This is a genomic window from Salegentibacter sp. T436 (assembly GCF_001932675.1).
GTDB lineage: Bacteria > Bacteroidota > Bacteroidia > Flavobacteriales > Flavobacteriaceae > Salegentibacter > Salegentibacter agarivorans.
Genome location: NZ_CP012872.1, coordinates 1,686,162 through 1,703,747, shown reverse-complemented (window position 1 = coordinate 1,703,747; position 17,586 = coordinate 1,686,162). Strand labels below are relative to the sequence as shown.

At 37.6% G+C, this 17,586-nt stretch carries 9 protein-coding genes, 2 tRNA genes and 1 rRNA gene; 3 read left to right on the top strand and 9 right to left on the bottom strand.

Annotated elements, in window-relative coordinates:
- Window positions 1-201: 201 nt before the first annotated feature.
- The 7 genes from AO058_RS07495 to AO058_RS07460 all read right to left on the bottom strand — a co-directional run bounded on the left by AO058_RS07495 (window position 202) and on the right by AO058_RS07460 (window position 11,341).
- Window positions 202-275: transfer RNA gene (locus tag AO058_RS07495), tRNA-Ala, on the bottom strand.
- A gap of 187 nt (window positions 276-462) precedes the next feature.
- A tRNA-Ile gene (locus tag AO058_RS07490) sits at window positions 463-536 on the bottom strand.
- A gap of 111 nt (window positions 537-647) precedes the next feature.
- Window positions 648-2,177: ribosomal RNA gene (locus AO058_RS07485) — 16S ribosomal RNA — on the bottom strand.
- Window positions 2,178-2,906: 729 nt separating this feature from the next.
- Window positions 2,907-4,808 (bottom strand): putative porin, encoded by a 1,902-nt coding sequence (locus AO058_RS07475; RefSeq protein ID WP_075327911.1) that lies wholly within the window; start codon window positions 4,806-4,808, stop codon window positions 2,907-2,909.
- Window positions 4,809-4,994: 186 nt separating this feature from the next.
- Window positions 4,995-6,527 (bottom strand): IS1182 family transposase, encoded by a 1,533-nt coding sequence (locus AO058_RS07470; RefSeq protein WP_075325879.1) that lies wholly within the window; start codon window positions 6,525-6,527, stop codon window positions 4,995-4,997.
- 87 nt (window positions 6,528-6,614) lie between these two features.
- Window positions 6,615-8,114, bottom strand: coding sequence for a RagB/SusD family nutrient uptake outer membrane protein (locus AO058_RS07465; protein WP_232228899.1), 1,500 nt, complete (start codon window positions 8,112-8,114; stop codon window positions 6,615-6,617).
- 14 nt (window positions 8,115-8,128) lie between these two features.
- Window positions 8,129-11,341, bottom strand: a complete 3,213-nt coding sequence (locus AO058_RS07460; protein ID WP_156858133.1) for a SusC/RagA family TonB-linked outer membrane protein — start codon at window positions 11,339-11,341, stop codon at window positions 8,129-8,131.
- Window positions 11,342-11,684: 343 nt separating this feature from the next.
- Here AO058_RS07460 and AO058_RS07455 point away from each other — a divergent pair, with 343 nt between their 5' ends.
- The gene (locus AO058_RS07455) at window positions 11,685-12,281 is read left to right on the top strand and encodes a ribonuclease HII (RefSeq protein WP_075325876.1); all 597 of its coding nucleotides are present in this window, start codon (window positions 11,685-11,687) and stop codon (window positions 12,279-12,281) included.
- 30 nt (window positions 12,282-12,311) lie between these two features.
- Window positions 12,312-14,765 (top strand): hypothetical protein, encoded by a 2,454-nt coding sequence (locus AO058_RS07450; RefSeq protein WP_075325875.1) that lies wholly within the window; start codon window positions 12,312-12,314, stop codon window positions 14,763-14,765.
- On the opposite strand, the gene lipB is transcribed toward AO058_RS07450, so the two are convergent.
- Together lipB and AO058_RS07440 are read right to left on the bottom strand one after the other, a co-directional pair.
- A complete protein-coding gene (lipB, locus tag AO058_RS07445; protein ID WP_075325874.1) occupies window positions 14,762-15,460 on the bottom strand; it encodes a lipoyl(octanoyl) transferase LipB in 699 nt (232 codons plus the stop codon). The two genes, AO058_RS07450 and lipB, sit on opposite strands and share 4 nt — an antisense overlap.
- The gene (locus AO058_RS07440) at window positions 15,457-15,621 is read right to left on the bottom strand and encodes a YqaE/Pmp3 family membrane protein (protein ID WP_075327910.1); all 165 of its coding nucleotides are present in this window, start codon (window positions 15,619-15,621) and stop codon (window positions 15,457-15,459) included. The genes lipB and AO058_RS07440 overlap by 4 nt, the downstream gene beginning before the upstream one ends.
- A 192-nt stretch (window positions 15,622-15,813) precedes the next feature.
- Here AO058_RS07440 and lysS point away from each other — a divergent pair, with 192 nt between their 5' ends.
- Window positions 15,814-17,505 carry a lysine--tRNA ligase gene (gene lysS, locus AO058_RS07435; RefSeq protein WP_075325873.1) on the top strand — a complete coding sequence of 564 codons (1,692 nt, stop codon included), beginning with the start codon at window positions 15,814-15,816 and terminating at the stop codon, window positions 17,503-17,505.
- Window positions 17,506-17,586: the final 81 nt, after the last annotated feature.

Here is a 17,586-nt window from a genome sequence, read left to right as displayed (position 1 = left end):
ATATATTCTATTAATTTAATTAATTTACCTCGTTATAAAAGTAAACTTCTATAACTGTAGTTTTCTCGTATTCTTTGTTTCTCAATATGTCAATGAACTTTTTCCCTCTTAAGCAACCTAAAATCAATGGCAAACAAACGAATATGCTTACGCGTTTCCTGATGTTTGTATTACCTATCTCCCCTAGATCTTAAGGAATCGTGGAGAATATCGGAGTCGAACCGATGACCTCCTGCGTGCAAGGCAGGCGCTCTAGCCAGCTGAGCTAATCCCCCATTTGTTAGTCGGCAGTCTCAGTATTCAGTATGGCAGTCTTTATTACTGCTAACTGCTCCTGCTTACTGCAAACTGGGTTACCCAACTTCTAAAATTTCCTTTCAATTTGTAATGAACGTTGTTGTCTCAAATTCAAATTACTTTGAACTATGAACCTTTAACTTTGAACTGCGCTTTAGCGCGTCGTAGTCTCAGGCAGACTCGAACTGCCGACCTCTACATTATCAGTGTAGCGCTCTAACCAGCTGAGCTATGAGACTGTCCTTTATTCTTTAAATATTAAATCGACAGCTTAGAATCAAGACCAAAAAAGGTCTTTAAGAACTTCCCTTTTGATTATTGCGCGTTGCACTTAAAGTGCATTGCTCTAGAAAGGAGGTGTTCCAGCCGCACCTTCCGGTACGGCTACCTTGTTACGACTTAGCCCCAGTTACCAGTTTTACCCTAGGCGGCTCCTTGCGGTGACCGACTTCAGGTACCCCCGGCTTCCATGGCTTGACGGGCGGTGTGTACAAGGCCCGGGAACGTATTCACCGCATCATGGCTGATATGCGATTACTAGCGATTCCAGCTTCACGCAGTCGAGTTGCAGACTGCGATCCGAACTGTGATAGGGTTTGTAGATTCGCTCCTTCTCGCGAAGTGGCTGCTCTCTGTCCCTACCATTGTAGCACGTGTGTGGCCCAGGACGTAAGGGCCGTGATGATTTGACGTCATCCCCACCTTCCTCACGGTTTGCACCGGCAGTCTGGCTAGAGTTCCCGACATTACTCGCTGGCAACTAACCACAGGGGTTGCGCTCGTTATAGGACTTAACCTGACACCTCACGGCACGAGCTGACGACAACCATGCAGCACCTTGTAATCTGTCCGAAGAAAAAGCTGTTTCCAGCCCTGTCAGACTACATTTAAGCCCTGGTAAGGTTCCTCGCGTATCATCGAATTAAACCACATGCTCCACCGCTTGTGCGGGCCCCCGTCAATTCCTTTGAGTTTCATTCTTGCGAACGTACTCCCCAGGTGGGTTACTTATCACTTTCGCTTAACCACTCAGCCCTTAATCGGGCCGAACAGCTAGTAACCATCGTTTACGGCGTAGACTACCAGGGTATCTAATCCTGTTCGCTACCTACGCTTTCGTCCATCAGCGTCAGTATATTATTAGTGATCTGCCTTCGCAATCGGTATTCTGAGTAATATCTATGCATTTCACCGCTACACTACTCATTCTAACCACTTCATAATAACTCAAGACAATCAGTATCAATGGCAGTTCTCCCGTTGAGCGGAAGACTTTCACCACTGACTTAACTGCCCGCCTACGGACCCTTTAAACCCAATGATTCCGGATAACGCTTGGATCCTCCGTATTACCGCGGCTGCTGGCACGGAGTTAGCCGATCCTTATTCGCAGAGTACCGTCAAACTCCCACACGTGGGAGTGGTTCTTCCTCTGTAAAAGCAGTTTACAACCCATAGGGCAGTCTTCCTGCACGCGGCATGGCTGGATCAGGCTCTCGCCCATTGTCCAATATTCCTCACTGCTGCCTCCCGTAGGAGTCTGGTCCGTGTCTCAGTACCAGTGTGGGGGATCTCCCTCTCAGGACCCCTACCTATCGCTGCCTTGGTAAGCCGTTACCTTACCAACTAACTAATAGGACGCATACCCATCTAATGGCCATAAATGTTTAATGAAAATATCAGGAGATATTCCCATACTATGGGGCATTAATCCAAGTTTCCCTGGGCTATTCCCCTCCAAAAGGTAGGTTGTATACGCGTTACGCACCCGTGCGCCGGTCGTCAGCGAAAGAGCAAGCTCTTCCCTGTTACCCCTCGACTTGCATGTGTTAGGCCTGCCGCTAGCGTTCATCCTGAGCCAGGATCAAACTCTTCATCGTTGTTTCTTAAATATAATTACAACAATCAAATCGTCTGTACTCAAAGATGACTTCTCTAGTCTTAATTCTAAATTATTTGTATCATTTCTCTCTCGAAAAATGTACGCGCTGTCAATTCAATAAATCAATGAACTTCCCCAATTTTACTCGGGATATTCTTGTCGAAATTAAAGGACTCGAACCTCTCTCTATCTCACCCACCCGGGATTTCTTTTCAGTATTTTTGGGAACTTGTTTCCGCTGTAAGCGGCTGCAAATATACAATGCTTTTTCTTTACCCGCCAAATCTTTTTTAGAAAAATTTTTGACTTTTTTTTAAAGCTTTCCATTCTCAAAAGAACTTTAAAAACAACTCCCGTTTTCTTTAAAAACCTTCGCTGTTTTTGCGGCTGCAAATATACACCCTCTTTTGATTCTGGCAAGTAAAAAAATAAGTTTTTTTACTTTTATTTTTTTAAGCTTTTATTTCCTTAAAAAATCACCGTATCCCAATATGTAATGAACTTCCCACTTTACTTCCCAACCCTCGTTGTGTCCCAAAGCGGGTGCAAATATACTGCTGTTTTTTAAATGCACAAGACTTTATTCAGTTTTAGATATTTTTAAGGAAATTTCAGTTGAAGTTAGTTTATTCTCATAAATGTCATGCTTCACACGCACCATCCCTTCTAATTAAGCAAACAATTGGTTAAAAAACATTCAAATGAGAATTGCCTCCGAAGAAAAAAATTAAAGAAAAAAGTTCCAAACAACACCAAATCGAAGTAAAAAGTCCCTATAGGGATAGCGCGGCGCTACAAAGTTGTTATTGGTATCTAATAAAGAATTAATATTTTCCAGCTTAAAAAATATTCGAGTCTGATCAACTTTTCCATTAAAAAAGAAATCTACCACGGGATAATTTCCAAATTCGGCTGAATTCTGCACATAGAATTCGGCTAGAACAGGATCGTAGGCATTCATATTATAATTAGTAAAGTATTTAAAAATAAATCCTGTTTGGAGATAGAGGGCTTTGTCAAACCATTCATCTTTGTAATAAATAGAATTTCGGGTAACGAATTCAGGAAGATTTAGCACCGACTTGCCATCTAGAACATTTTGATACATTAAAGTATTATCTATGGCAAAAAGGCCAAAATCAAAATCTTTACTTGCTTTTAGCTTTAAATAACGCACCTGGTCTCCTGCCTGGAATGGCTTTACTAAGGAATCTTCTCCTTCAGTAAAATAGGTATAGTTTTGAATTTGCGTTAATCTACCTTCAATATTCAACAACTTTTCAGAACGTAATTTTCCATAAATACTTTGCGTATTTACATTATCAAATTCATTCTGCCAATTGTAATTAATATAGTTACTCTGATACAATAGGAAATTATAATTGGGCATATGGCTATTTTGATTAACCCCAAACTCTAACCTATTTTCTTCATCTAAACTATAACCAGCGTGTGCCGACAAATAGCTCCCCGTAAAATCACCGGCAAGGTTAAGCATGGCATCTGCCTTTATATCAAAACCACCTATTTTCTTTCTATATTCTCCCCCTATTGCATAATTTGATCCCGTAAGTTTATTATTAATTGTATCGCTTTCCCTTATATAGAATGTTTTATAACCGTATTCAAAATTCTTAACGGCGGCTTTAGCTTTTACTTCTCCCAAGGTTTTATTGGACCATTGTACATAAGCTTCATTATAAAATTCGGTTAAACGCACCCGGTCCCTTAAATTACTTCGTTGAAAAGAAGGACCAAAAATATCGTTTACTGCATTGTCTTGAAGAAAATCGAATTTCTTATAATCATGATTAAAAATATGACCAACCTTTAATGCATTAGACGAAAGTGTATCTGGCCTGGTAAGGTGATAAAAATGATCCAGGTAAAAACGTTTTCCGTATAAAGTACTTTCAGCATTTTCGAAATTCATTGCCAGTAAGGAACGATCTTCGAACTCCTCTTCTTTATCAATATATTGCTGAACCGCTAAATCTGAAAGTCCGCCGTTTTCCTGATTCATTAAATCGTGAGAAACAAAGTGCGTTCTTAACTGATATTTCCTATCCAGGGTTTTATAAGTTAAGCCAAACCGAAATATCCCTGTACTTGTAAGTGCATTTTGATACCTACCTAATGCGCGCACACCTTTATAGGCTACAGAAAAATTTAATCTCTCTGAAGTATTAATAGTAAACAAAACGTCTAATTGCTGGCCCTGTTCTGGGACAGTTTTAAAATAGGCCTCTGTTACCGGAGTAGGCACGTGATAGTAATAAACATCTTCTATTTCTAAAAAATTATAATGCCTGGCCTGAGCCCCGAATTCAGGATATAATTTTTTTGCATCAAATTCAGCTCCCAACCGGTTATAAGTTTGACCGGTATTAGAAAAAGGCAACAATTCAAAATTATCTTTTCGACGGTAATTGAATTTATAATCTTTTTCTATAGTAAGTGTAGTATCCACGAAGGTAGTATCGTTAGCTACCGAAATAATTTTATATGCAGAAATTGGGGGTTTAATAGTGTCTTTATCAGTTTCCGAATCGGGAGATCCTCCTAAAGTGGTCTGCGCCAAAATTAAACCCGGATTCATCAGGATTAGAAAAAGAATAATTTTTTTCATTAAAACTGCTTTCCGCAAATTTAGTTTTTTTGATTTAATGAACTTAAGAAAAGGGGTAATAAAAAAGAGGCCGTCTAAAAAGTATTTAGATGGCCCTTTTTCTTTATAAATGTTTTGTAAGAGGAAGCGATTCTTCTTTTTGTAAATCTTCTTTCTGATAAAAAAAGGCAAAGCAGCGCCCCCTTGCTATGCGATACTGAATTTTCTTAAGTTGTGCGCCATAGCTATTAATCCTATCTCAGTAGTTACTTTATCCATTCCCCGCAACATAAACCGCTTAAAGCCCATATTTTGCTTGATATTTCCAAAGACGGCTTCAACATCCCAGCATCTTCTTTTGCGATGTGCTATTCCCTCTTCACTTAGCAGTAGGTTCCTGGCCTTTTCCTTGAGGCGAATCAGGTTGTGATTACGTTCGAGAGTCCTGTTCCCTTTGGCTTTATGACAGCTGCCTCGCAAAGGGCATCCCTTGCAGTTGGCGGCCTGATACCGATGGATTTGCTGCTTAAAACCGGTAGTGGTTTCACTCTCATACCTTCTTACCTTCTTCATCGCCTGGCCCATCGGACAATAATACGTATCGGTTTCTTTATTATAAAACAGATTGTCCGGATGAAATGGGTTTTCTCTGTGCTTTTTATCGCGTTGCTCTTTATGGAAGTAATTGTATTTCACATAGGCAGTAATTTCTTTTTCTTCTAAATCGGTATAATTCTCTTCACTGCCATAGCTGGCATCTGCGGTAAGGCTCTCAGGTGTTTGATCGTAGGAATCTATATGATCTTGCAGGTGGTCTTTTAAGGTAGTGGTATCGGCGGTGGTTTGGGCTAAAGTATAATTGGTAATGAATTGGTTGTTGGTGGAAGCCTGAAGGTTATACCCAGGTTTTAACTGCCCGTTCTGCATATAATCATCTTTCATCCGCATAAAAGTGGCATCGGGGTCGGTCTTGCTATAGCTGTTGCGTTTTCCCAGGATAGCTTCCTGCTCCTGGTATTTCTTCAGGTTCCCAGGCCACTTCTTCTTGGCATAGTTGAGCTTTTGTTTTACTTTTTTATCGACCTCCTTATCTTTTAATGCGTCATTAATGGCATCAATGGTTTTGGCTACTTCATCCGGATCGATAGCCTCAAAATCAGGCTCATTAGGAAGCAATTGTTCCTGGTCATAAACCTTTTCCACATAAGACCATAGTTCCCGAAGCTGTTTCTTAATACGCTCTTTACTGTTCTTGATAGATTTACCCCATACAAAAGTAAAGCGATTGGCATTGGCCTCTATCTTAGTGCCATCCACAAAGAGTTCCTTTAAAGATAATACACCCTGGTCAGCCAGTAAAAGAACCACCTGGTTGAAAATATTTTTAAACTTCCCTTTTAAGCGTTTTCCTCTAAAATCATTGATGGTATTATGATCAGGTTTACTTTGACCACTGAGCCACATAAAATGAATGTTCTCCAGAAGAGCCTGTTCTATCTTACGAGAGGAATACATATTGCGCAGGTACGCATAGATGATCACCTTAAGAAGCATCCGAGGATGGTAACTGGAAGTACCACCTCCTTTGTAACTTCGCTCCAGGTCAGCGATGTCGATTTGATCAATAATCGTATTGACGATTCTAACGGGATGATTTACAGGAACCAAATCATCATAACTGGGAGGTAAAAGACTTAACTGCGACTGGTTATAGGTCTTAAATACAACTTTAGCTTTCATTACATGAAAATAATAAAAACCTCAAAATAATCCAACAAGAAAGGCTGCCTTTTCAGACAGCCTCTTTTTATAAGAACAAAAGAATTACTATTGTTCATTAATATTTGGGTTATTTTGAATTTCACTTAAAGGAATTTCAAAAGTTAACCTATCATCGTTATAAGGAATTTCTGCACCAGCATCTGTTAGATGGTTAGAAGCTCTGGTTATAGTTGCTTTATTACGTTTCATAGCTAAGTAAGATTTTCCTTCTCCCCAAAGCTCGATACGGGTTTGAAGATAAACTTCATCTTCTAAAGCTTGACCAGAAAGACCATCTAAATAAGAAACATCATCCATTCTTTCAGAAAGCAATGTAGTAAGTGCATCTTTAGCACTTTCTTCATCACCATTCTTTGCAGCCGCTTCAGCGTGAAGTAGGTACATTTCTTCTATTCTCATATAAACATAATCGGTATCAATATAACGTTGACCTCCTAATGTTCTTCCTGTAGCATAGAATTTATTAATTGGCAATGGGTGATTTTCACCAAAACCGTCTACAACCTGAAATTGATTCTTACGAACGTCATTATCAGGGATAGCATTGTAAAGACCCAAATCTATAGATTTAGGATCACCAACATATGCATAGCTATAGGTGAAAATATCAAATTGACCCCACCAGGAAATTAAGTTTAGACCCTGGTCACTTGTAAGGTCTACACCCCACATCCAGCTATTGTTATTTACCGTATTCAAACCACCTCCACCGGTTCCGGTTTCCATATCATAAACAACTTCTTCAGCAGAAAGTATAGAATGACCACTGGTGTTAATTACATCTTCAGTAATAGTTTGAACTTCTTCATACTCACCCATAGCTCCATATACATAGGCTAATAATCCCTGAGCAACTGCTTTATCAACTTCCTGTAGTGCTGCAACAGAAGATCCATCAAGCAATTCAATAGCCTGATTTAAATCTGAAATCATTAAATCAAAAACTTCTGAAGTTGTACTTAAACCTTTAGCTTCTGTTACAGGCTCGGTATAAATTGGCAAAATAGGTTGAGCCGGATCATATTCTTCCGCAAAGAATTGAGACAAATAGAAATATGCATAAGCTCTCATCGCTTTTGCCTGGCCAAGGTATAATTTACCAGCTTCAGATTCTGGCATAGCATCATTACCACCTAAACCATCAATTACGTTATTTGCGGCAAATACAATTCTATAGTAATATCTCCAAACCTGGTAATTATCCTGGATAGTATAATCCTGAGTTACCTGCATACGCGAAATATCAGAATACCAACCGTAAGTTAAACCGGCTAATACTACATCTGAAGAAAGCATATCTGAATACAAATCGTAACCTTTCTGACCATAATCGTCATGACCGGTTGTTCCACCTGTACCTGTTTCATACATTGTTGCATAGATACCAGAGACGTTCGCAGCCTGAAGGCCGGGATTAGCTTCTGAATATTCAGCAATTTGAGAGCTGGAAACGAACTCTGTTGGTTCGGTATCCAAAAATTCCTCGCTACAACCAACCATTGTTAGTGCGGCCGCTGCAAGTCCTAAATAATATTTAAATTTCATTTTCATAATATTTTTTAAAAGTTAATTCTAACTCCTCCGGTAACGGTAGATAACGGAGAATATCTATACATACTAGAAGATCCAGCAATGTTAGTAGATGGGTTAAATCCATCACGTTCTGACATTAAGAATAAGTTGTCTCCTGATACAAAAATCGATAAAGAGTTAACACCAATACTTTCTGTGAAAGTTTGTGGGATAGAATAACCTACTCTCACGTTATTTAAAGCAAGAAAATCTGCTTTAGTGATAAATCTAGTTGATTGTGCATTCGTATTTGGATCATAATCGTTAGATAAACGAGGAACGTTTGTTACATCTCCTGGTTGTTGCCATCTATTAAGAATGTCTGTATGCCAGTTGTTTCCACCAACTACGTCATTATTCATTAAAGTAGCATAAGCACCATCATAAGCGTGACCTCCAATTTGATACAGGAACTGTGCACTCACAGTAAATCCTTTATATCCAGCCGCGAGGTTAAAAGCACCACGAACATCTGGAATAGCAGATTCACCGGTGAAGTATTGAGTTGCCTGAGAATAGGTTTTAGTAGTACCTTCAGAAAGGTCCGCTCTACTTACTTCAGGATTATCTGCTAAATAGTTAGTAAGGTTAGTTACTTGTTCCCCAGCCTGGAATGCGCCATCTCCGTTATTATCGGTATAAAACACTCTCCATTGAGATTGCCCGTCTTGAGGATCTACCCCTACAAAATCTCTTGTATAAAAGTCATAAATAGACTTTCCTTCAGCTCTACCATAGATACCTGCCTGATCTAATACTTTTGGCTCACCTGTTTCAGGAGCTATAGGCATAGTTAATAATTCGTTGTTCTCAAATGCTCCATTCAGAGTCACATCAAAGAAAGCGTCCTGAGTACTAATTACGTGTGCAGTAATATCAAATTCAAAACCTGAGTTAAGCAATTCTCCATCATTTACATCAATAATAGCAACACCTGTTGATGGTGCAACTCTTCTTTCAAACAATAAGTTTTCAGTATTCTTTCTATAATAATCAAAAGTCGCATCTAACCAGGTTCCTAATCTAAACTCTACCCCGGCCTGGAACATTGTTGAGGATTCCCATGTTAAATTTGGATTACCTAAAGTATTAAAAGAAAAAGAAGGCATACCATTCAAAGAACCAATATCAAAACGGTTAAATCCAGGATAGAAACCTACACCTGCCTGTTCACCTTGAGTACCGTAACTAGCTTTTAATTTAAGGAAGTCAAAAACATTTTGATCTTGTAGAAAGCTCTCATTTGAAAGTACCCAGGCACCACTTACAGAACCAAAAGTATCCCATTTCTCCTGAACAAATCTTGAAGATCCATCTCTACGAACACTTCCGGAAAGGAAATAAGTATCATCGAAGTTATATTGAAGCTGGCCAAAATAACTCTCTAAGGTATAATCTTCAGTATAAGATCCTGGAGGCGAGCTCACCACAACTGCGTTGTTCCACTCAGTTCCATTAGGATTAATTAACTGGTTCTTATTACCAAATAAAAACTGACGTTCCCACGAATTACTCTCGTGAGCTGCTAGTGCTTCAAAACTATGAGCACCAAAATCTTTCTTAAACCTTAATAACTGTAAGAAGTTATAAGTAAATAATTCGGTTTTAGTTTTATAAATAGAACCACCCTGGCTGGCACTTGGCCCATAGAAAGGGTTTTGTAAGCTATTATAGCTACTATTATAATACTGGGCACCAAAAGTGGTTTCAAAACTTAACCAATCTGTAATATCGGCTGTAAGATTTGCACTTGAGTTAAGCTCATGTCTCATTGTATTACTTCCACTATATCTAGCATCTGCAATAGAGTTGGTTAACCCACCAAAGCCACGTCCTTCTCCGTAATCATATTGATTACCACCATAAATAGGTTCTGGAATACGATTGCCATCAGCATCTCTTGTAAATAAAGGATAAATTGGAGGAATATTATCTACAAACCAAAAGATACTCCCTGAATCTTCAGATTGACCATTATTGTTGGTTTCTGAAAGCGTGTAACCCATATTCATAGATCCTGACAACCAATCTTTCACCTGGTGCGTTACATTTAAACGTCCGGTATATCTTTCAAAATCTGAATCAATGATATAACCTATATCATTCAAATACCCGAAAGATGTAGAGTAGGCTGTAGTTTCATCTCCACCACTTATTCTAAGGTTTGCTTCAGTTCTTTGTGAAGACTGAAAACCATAATCTTCCCAATCCTCAGGATTATATCTTCTGGTAACACCGTCACGAACCATGCGCGTGTCTGGGTTGATCAATTCTCCACCATCGGCTACATTCCACATATTATAACGAGGATCTAAACCACTATCTCCAAAAAGATTTTGGTTTGCATAAGCAATAGGATCTTCAGCACCACTTGCAACTCCTTCGTTATAAATACCTTCCCAACCTAAAGCGATATACTGCTCTGGAGAGTTAAGAGTGTTGTATCTAGGTAACAAAGCAAAATTCACACCAGTTTTAGTAGAAACTTCAATCCTAGATTGTCCTGCTCTACCTGTTTTAGTATTAATAAGGATAACCCCGTTGGCCCCACGAGATCCATAAATTGCAGTGGCAGCCGCATCTTTAAGAATAGTAGTAGAGGCAATATCCTCTGGGTTAATAGCATTCACATTTCCTGTAAATGGAACTCCATCCAGTACGTATAAAGGAGCTGTATTACCATTAACAGAACCAATACCTCTAATACGCACCTGAGCTTCAGCACCTGGCTGCCCAGAAGTATTAATTACTCGAACCCCGGCAGATTCTCCGGCTAAAGCCTGAGAAACGTTAGAAACGTTTTTTCTGTTTAATAAATCTCCATCAACAACTTTAGCAGTTCCTGTAAAAGATTCTCTTGTAGATGTACCGTATCCTACTACCACCACTTCATCAAGGGAGCCTGCATCTACTCTTAAAACAACATCTATTACTTCTGCGGTTTCTACGAGCAATTCTTCGGTTCCAAAACCAACATAACTAAATACTAAAGTTTCACCTCTTGAGGTAGAAACTGAGTATTGACCGTCAAAATCGGTTTGGTCTCCTGTATTGGTCCCTTTAACAATTACGTTCACCCCGGGGAGAGGCAAACCATCTTCATCGACAACCGTCCCGGTCACCGTCATTTCCTGTGCAAATGTTAATTGCACTACGAACGCTAACAATAGCGTAAGAATTCCATGTAATTTGTTTTTCATTATTATTTAAATTTGAATTAGCCTACGCCAAAAATCATAATAAATTCTTAATAAACCAAATGATTTTTTAATTGAATTATCATTCCGATTATCAGAACATCCTTAAAAGATATAAAATATAGCCGGTTTTGAAGGTTATTTTTTTACGAATACTGCAAAATCTCATTAATATAGTGGTTTTTAACAAAGTGAAACTTTATGAGGATTTTAATACAAAAAAGACAATAACATAGTTTTTTATACGTTTGCGCGACCTATTTTATTCTCTACCCTATATTATATACGAACAAAAAGAAGTAATAGTTTTGTTTATACCCGAAAATCTTACAATTTTTGCACTACCATGTTAAAGATGTTCAATCTCCCCTGTCAAATAGCCGGCACCGATGAAGCCGGGCGCGGTTGCCTTGCGGGGCCGGTAACTGCTGCAGCTGTTATTTTACCCAAAAAATTTAAAAATAAGTTACTAAACGACTCTAAACAAACTAAGTTAGACGATCGTAATAAACTAAAAGAAATTATTATGAGTGAGGCTATTACTTATGGGGTAGCCCACGTATATATGGAAGAAATTGATGAAATCAATATTTTAAATGCTTCCATTCTGGCTATGCATAGAGCCATAGATCAACTAAGCTGCGAACCTGAGCATATTATAGTAGACGGGAATAAGTTTAAACCTTATCGCAATATTGCCTATGATTGTATTATAAAGGGAGATGGGAAATTCTTGAGCATTGCTGCAGCTTCTATTTTAGCAAAAACTGCCCGGGACGAATTTATGCAAAAGGTACATCATGAATTCCCAATGTATAACTGGCAACAAAATAAAGGTTACCCTACAAAAGAACATCGCCAGGCAATAAGGAAGTTTGGCAGTACGCCATATCACAGGAAAAGCTTCAAACTTTTACCCGAACAATTAAAACTTACCCTATAACTTCTATATTTGTTGAAATTCTTAGTTTTTATGAAGAAAATTCTCTTCAAATTTTTATTGGTTTTCTTTCTTATTTCCTGTCAAAACCAGGAAAAAAATATTGCTGTTTATAAGTTTATTCCAAAGGATGCTGCTGTAATTATCCAAACTCCTAACCTTAAAAATCTTCAGCAGGATTTAGAAAATTTTAGCTTTTTTAATGGAAATAAATTGACTGCTAAGAATTATCTGAAAAAGGAATTAGGATATTTGAAACACGCCGATACGCTTACCTCGGCCATAATCGCGTTTTCAATCTCTGAAAACGAGAAATTGACCTATTCTTTAATATTTAAAGACAAACCAAAATTTCAATTAGATTCTATCAAAAATAAATCGTTAGAAAGTATTAAAACAGAAGGCATTGACTATCAAAAAATGGTTTTGGAAGATAATACCTTTTTTATTTCAACAGGTAATGCTCCTTTTATAGCTTCAAATTCTGAAGAAAATCTGATACAAATTCTGGGTAAAGAAAAATTGTTGAATACCGAAGAATTCCAAAGGGTATATTCGGCTATAGACCTTAACAAGACTTCTATAATCTTTAATCATCAACATTTTAAGGCTTTTCAGCAAAATTTATTTCCAAATTTAGCGCTGCAAAATGTAGAAAATTACGCGCCGTGGAGTGCAATAGATCTTGATATAGAAAATGAAGGCATTTCTTTTAACGGACTTAGCATTGCGGCAAACTCATCTAATCTGCATAAGATTTTTCAAAATTCAGGAACAGTTTCTCAAGAATTTGCTTCCATAATTCCTGAAAATGCGCTTGGTTTTACTGCCCTGGCTTATAAAAATCCTAAAATATTTCTTCAGAATTTAAAAACCTTTAGAGGCGATTCAGTTTCCAATCCTATTGATGAAATTATTCTAAAAAGCCAGGAAGCAGGAATTATTTACACTGAAGAAAACACCCTTTTTGGGATAAAAACCCTGGTAGATATTGAAGCCACCGACTTAATATCAGGTTATGCCGAGTTGGAAGAAAATTATCGTGATTTTCCCATATATAAAGTTTCTCAGCCCGAAATTTTTGAGACAATTTTTAGCCCGATTTTTATTTCTAAAAAGAACAATTTTGCCCTTGCAGTTGATGAATATCTAATCTTCGCAAATTCAATACCTCAACTGCGTGAATTAATTGCCAATTATGTAAACGAGAATACACTGGCGCATCAATCTTATTATAAAAACAGTCAGCAAAAACTTGCTATGGAATCTTCTATTCTCATAGTTGGAAAAACCGAGAAATTAAAAACCAAACTGGCCGAGGTGGTAGCCAACGAATTAAGTGAAGAAATGACCAATTTGGATTTTGGTGAACATAAACTGGCGATTTTACAATTGGTGGAAGAAGGAGATTTTGCCCATATACACGGAACTTTCGAGGCGCAAAACAACGAAAGTAATTCAAACACCAAAACAGAAGAAATCCTTTCGGTAAGCCTGGATGCTGAATTACTAAACCAACCGGTTTTGGTAAAAAATCATTTAAATAATCAAATGGATATCGCGGTTCAGGATATAAATAACACGCTCTATCTAATTTCTAATAAAGGCACGATTTTCTGGAAGAAAAAATTAAGCGGGCCTATCCTAGGTGAAATTAAACAGGTAGATCTTTTTAAAAATGGAAGATTTCAGCTCGCTTTTGCAACTCCCTATTCTATTGAAGTTTTAGACCGAAACGGAAATACCGTAAAACCTTTTCCATTAGAATTTAAAGATGAAATTACACAACCTTTGTCTCTATTTGATTATGATAATAACCGAAAATATCGCTTTTTGATTACTCAAAATGATGAAGTGTTTATGTATGATAAAAACGGAAAAAGTGTAAAAGGATTTGATTTTAGAAGAACCAATTCTGAAATTTTAAAAGCACCAAAACATTTGAGAATTCAGAATAAAGATTATATCGTTTTTCCTGAAAAATCTGGCAAACTAAATATTTTGAGTCGGCAGGGAGAACATCGGGTAAACGTAAAAGAAAGTATAGATTTTTCAGATAACCACTGGTACGAATTTGAAAACGATTTTGTTTCAACTAATGCTGAAGGAAATTTGGTAAAAGTTACGCAAACCGGGCAGGTTACTACTTTAAACACCAATTTCAGCGAAAACCATAAGATTTCTGCAAGACCAAATTTATTGGTTAGCCTTTCAGAAAATATTTTGAAAATCAGGGAGAAAGAATTAAACCTTGATTACGGACTTTACACTGAACCGGAAATCCATTACGTAAACGACAAGTATTACATCAGCTTAACCGATTTACAAACCCAAAAAGTTTACATCTTTGATAGCAACGCAGAATTGCTTGCAGGCCTTCCGGTTTATGGAACTTCAAAAATCAACTTAAACAATGCCGATATCGATAACCGCCCGGAATTTGTAGTAAATGGTGGTGAAAAAGAAGTTTTATTGTATAAATTCTAACTCAATTCTGCCTCAAACAATTCTTCAAAATGCTTCAAAACCTTTTCCTGAACTTCAGCAAGAGAAACTTCCCTCTTCCCGATTTCCACATTTAAAGAAGTGACTGCTTTCCCTTCAATTCCGCAAGGAATAATATGGTCGAAATATCCTAAATCAGCATTTACATTTAACGCAAATCCGTGCATAGTGACCCAGCGACTGGCACGAACGCCCATTGCGCAAATCTTCCTGGCAAATGGTGTTCCCACATCCAGCCAAACCCCGGTTTCACCCGGACTCCGTTCGGCCTTTAAGCCATAATCCTTTAAAGTGAGAATAATACATTCTTCCAGGAAACGCAGGTATTTATGTATATCGGTAAAGAAATTATCAAGGTCTAGAATGGGATAACCAACCAATTGCCCCGGCCCGTGGTAAGTGATATCACCACCACGGTTAATTTTATAATATTTAGCTTGCCTTTTTTCAAGTTCGGTTTCAGAAATAAGCAGATTTTTAATATCACCACTTTTACCCAAAGTATAAACGTGCGGATGCTCTACCATTAAAAGGTAATTAGGCGTAATTTCGTTTAAATTTTGTCTTCGGTTTTTAATTTTAAGATCAAGAATTTCCTTAAAAAGACTTTCCTGGTAATCCCAGGTTTCTTTATAATCCTTATATCCTAATTTCTGTAAATTTATCTGCTTGTTCATACGCCTTTTCTCGGATTATTCAGAATAATAAGTGCCGCGATCACTCCCGGAATCCAACCTAAAATAGTAAGGATTAGTACAATTAAAATAGATCCACAACCCCTATCGTAAACCGCAAGGGGTGGGAATAGAACCGAAAGAATTACCCGCCAAACACTCATATTATCTAAAACTTTTATCAAGTATGTTGCAAAGATAAGATTATAAATACAGAAACTTATTTGATAAAGAACTGCATTTTTATCTTCCAAATATTATCAAAAATTCAGGATTATATCGCATTGGTTGGTAGCCACATAGTCACTATATTTGCACTCGTTTTGCCAAAGCAAGCAATTAATTTAAATACGAGTATGCAATTATCTGAACAGGAAATAGTAAGAAGAGAAAAGCTTTCTGCACTGAGAAAAGCTGGTATTAACCCCTATCCGGCAGATTTATTCCCGGTAAAGGACACCAGCAAGGGAATAAAGGAGAATTTTGAAGATGGAAAAAAAGTGGTTTTGGCCGGCAGGTTAATGTCCCGCCGTATCCAGGGAAAAGCTTCTTTTGCCGAAATACAGGATTCTAAAGGTAAAATCCAGGTTTATTTTAACCGCGACGAGATTTGTCTCGGGGAAGATAAAAGCAAGTATAACGATGTATATAAAAAATTGCTGGATATAGGCGATTTTATAGGAATTGAAGGCGAACTTTTTAAAACCCAGGTTGGGGAAATGACTGTGATGGTTAAAGATTTCATTTTGCTAAGCAAATCTATTCGCCCCTTACCACTTCCAAAAACAGATAAAGACGGAAACACTTACGACGGATTTACCGATCCCGAGCACCGTTACCGCCAGCGTTATGCCGATTTGGCCGTGAATCCAAAGGTTAAGGAAATCTTTGTAAAGCGTACCAAGTTGTTCAACGCTATGCGAAATTTCTTTAATGAAAGAGAATATTTTGAGGTAGAAACGCCAATTTTACAATCTATTCCCGGTGGTGCTGCTGCACGACCATTTGTTACCCATCACAATGCGTTAGATATTCCGCTTTATTTAAGAATTGCCAATGAATTATATCTTAAAAGGTTAATTGTAGGTGGATTTGATGGCGTTTACGAATTCTCAAAAAACTTCAGAAATGAAGGAATGGATAGAACGCATAATCCAGAATTTACGGCGATGGAAATCTATGTAGCCTACAAAGACTACAACTGGATGATGGAATTTACAGAAACTTTGCTGGAGCATTGTGCAATTGCAGTAAATAATACTACGGAAGCAGTTTTTGGCCAGCATAAAATAGATTTTAAAGCGCCTTACAAACGTGTTACCATGACCGATTCCATTAAAGAATTCACCGGATTCGATATTACCGGAAAATCTGAAGCTGAAATTAGAAAAGCAGCTGAAGATATGGGAATTGAAGTTGATGAGACGATGGGGAAAGGAAAACTCATAGACGAGATTTTTGGTGAAAAATGTGAAGGAAATTATATTCAACCAACCTTTATTACCGATTATCCGAAGGAAATGAGTCCGCTTTGTAAAGAGCACCGCGAAAACCCTGAATTAACTGAACGTTTTGAACTAATGGTTTGTGGAAAAGAAATCGCAAATGCATATTCTGAATTAAATGATCCTATAGACCAACGTGAGCGTTTTGAAGAGCAGCTAAAACTGGCCAAAAAAGGAGACGATGAGGCTACAGAATTTATAGACCAGGATTTCTTAAGAGCTTTAGAATACGGAATGCCTCCAACATCGGGATTAGGAATTGGGATGGATCGTTTAATTATGTTCTTAACCAATAATCAATCAATCCAGGAAGTATTATTCTTCCCACAAATGAAACCTGAACGAAAAGCTGTTGAACTTAGCGAAGACGAAAAAGCGGTATTTCAGCTATTAAAAAGTGATGAAATTCAGGAGTTGGAAACTATAAAAACAAAATCTGGTTTAAGTAATAAAAAATGGGACAAAACCCTTAAATCACTTAGAAAACATAAGATGATAGATGTTTTTAAAGATGATGAAATCATGAAGATAAAAGCAGTTTAAAATTCAGAAACCTTTTCCAGTTTAGATAAACAACAGTTAAAATAAGACTTTTTAACTTCACTTTTTAAACCTTTTTAAGAT

Coding starts and splice junctions, on each gene's coding strand:
- AO058_RS07465 (WP_232228899.1), bottom strand. CDS start 8,114: ATGAAATTTAAATATTATTTAGGACTTGCAGCGGCCGCACTAACAATG.
- AO058_RS07455 (WP_075325876.1), top strand. CDS start 11,685: ATGTTAAAGATGTTCAATCTCCCCTGTCAAATAGCCGGCACCGATGAA.
- AO058_RS07450 (WP_075325875.1), top strand. CDS start 12,312: ATGAAGAAAATTCTCTTCAAATTTTTATTGGTTTTCTTTCTTATTTCC.
- AO058_RS07470 (WP_075325879.1), bottom strand. CDS start 6,527: ATGAAAGCTAAAGTTGTATTTAAGACCTATAACCAGTCGCAGTTAAGT.
- AO058_RS07475 (WP_075327911.1), bottom strand. CDS start 4,808: ATGAAAAAAATTATTCTTTTTCTAATCCTGATGAATCCGGGTTTAATT.
- AO058_RS07460 (WP_156858133.1), bottom strand. CDS start 11,341: ATGAAAAACAAATTACATGGAATTCTTACGCTATTGTTAGCGTTCGTA.
- lysS (WP_075325873.1), top strand. CDS start 15,814: ATGCAATTATCTGAACAGGAAATAGTAAGAAGAGAAAAGCTTTCTGCA.
- AO058_RS07440 (WP_075327910.1), bottom strand. CDS start 15,621: ATGAGTGTTTGGCGGGTAATTCTTTCGGTTCTATTCCCACCCCTTGCG.
- lipB (WP_075325874.1), bottom strand. CDS start 15,460: ATGAACAAGCAGATAAATTTACAGAAATTAGGATATAAGGATTATAAA.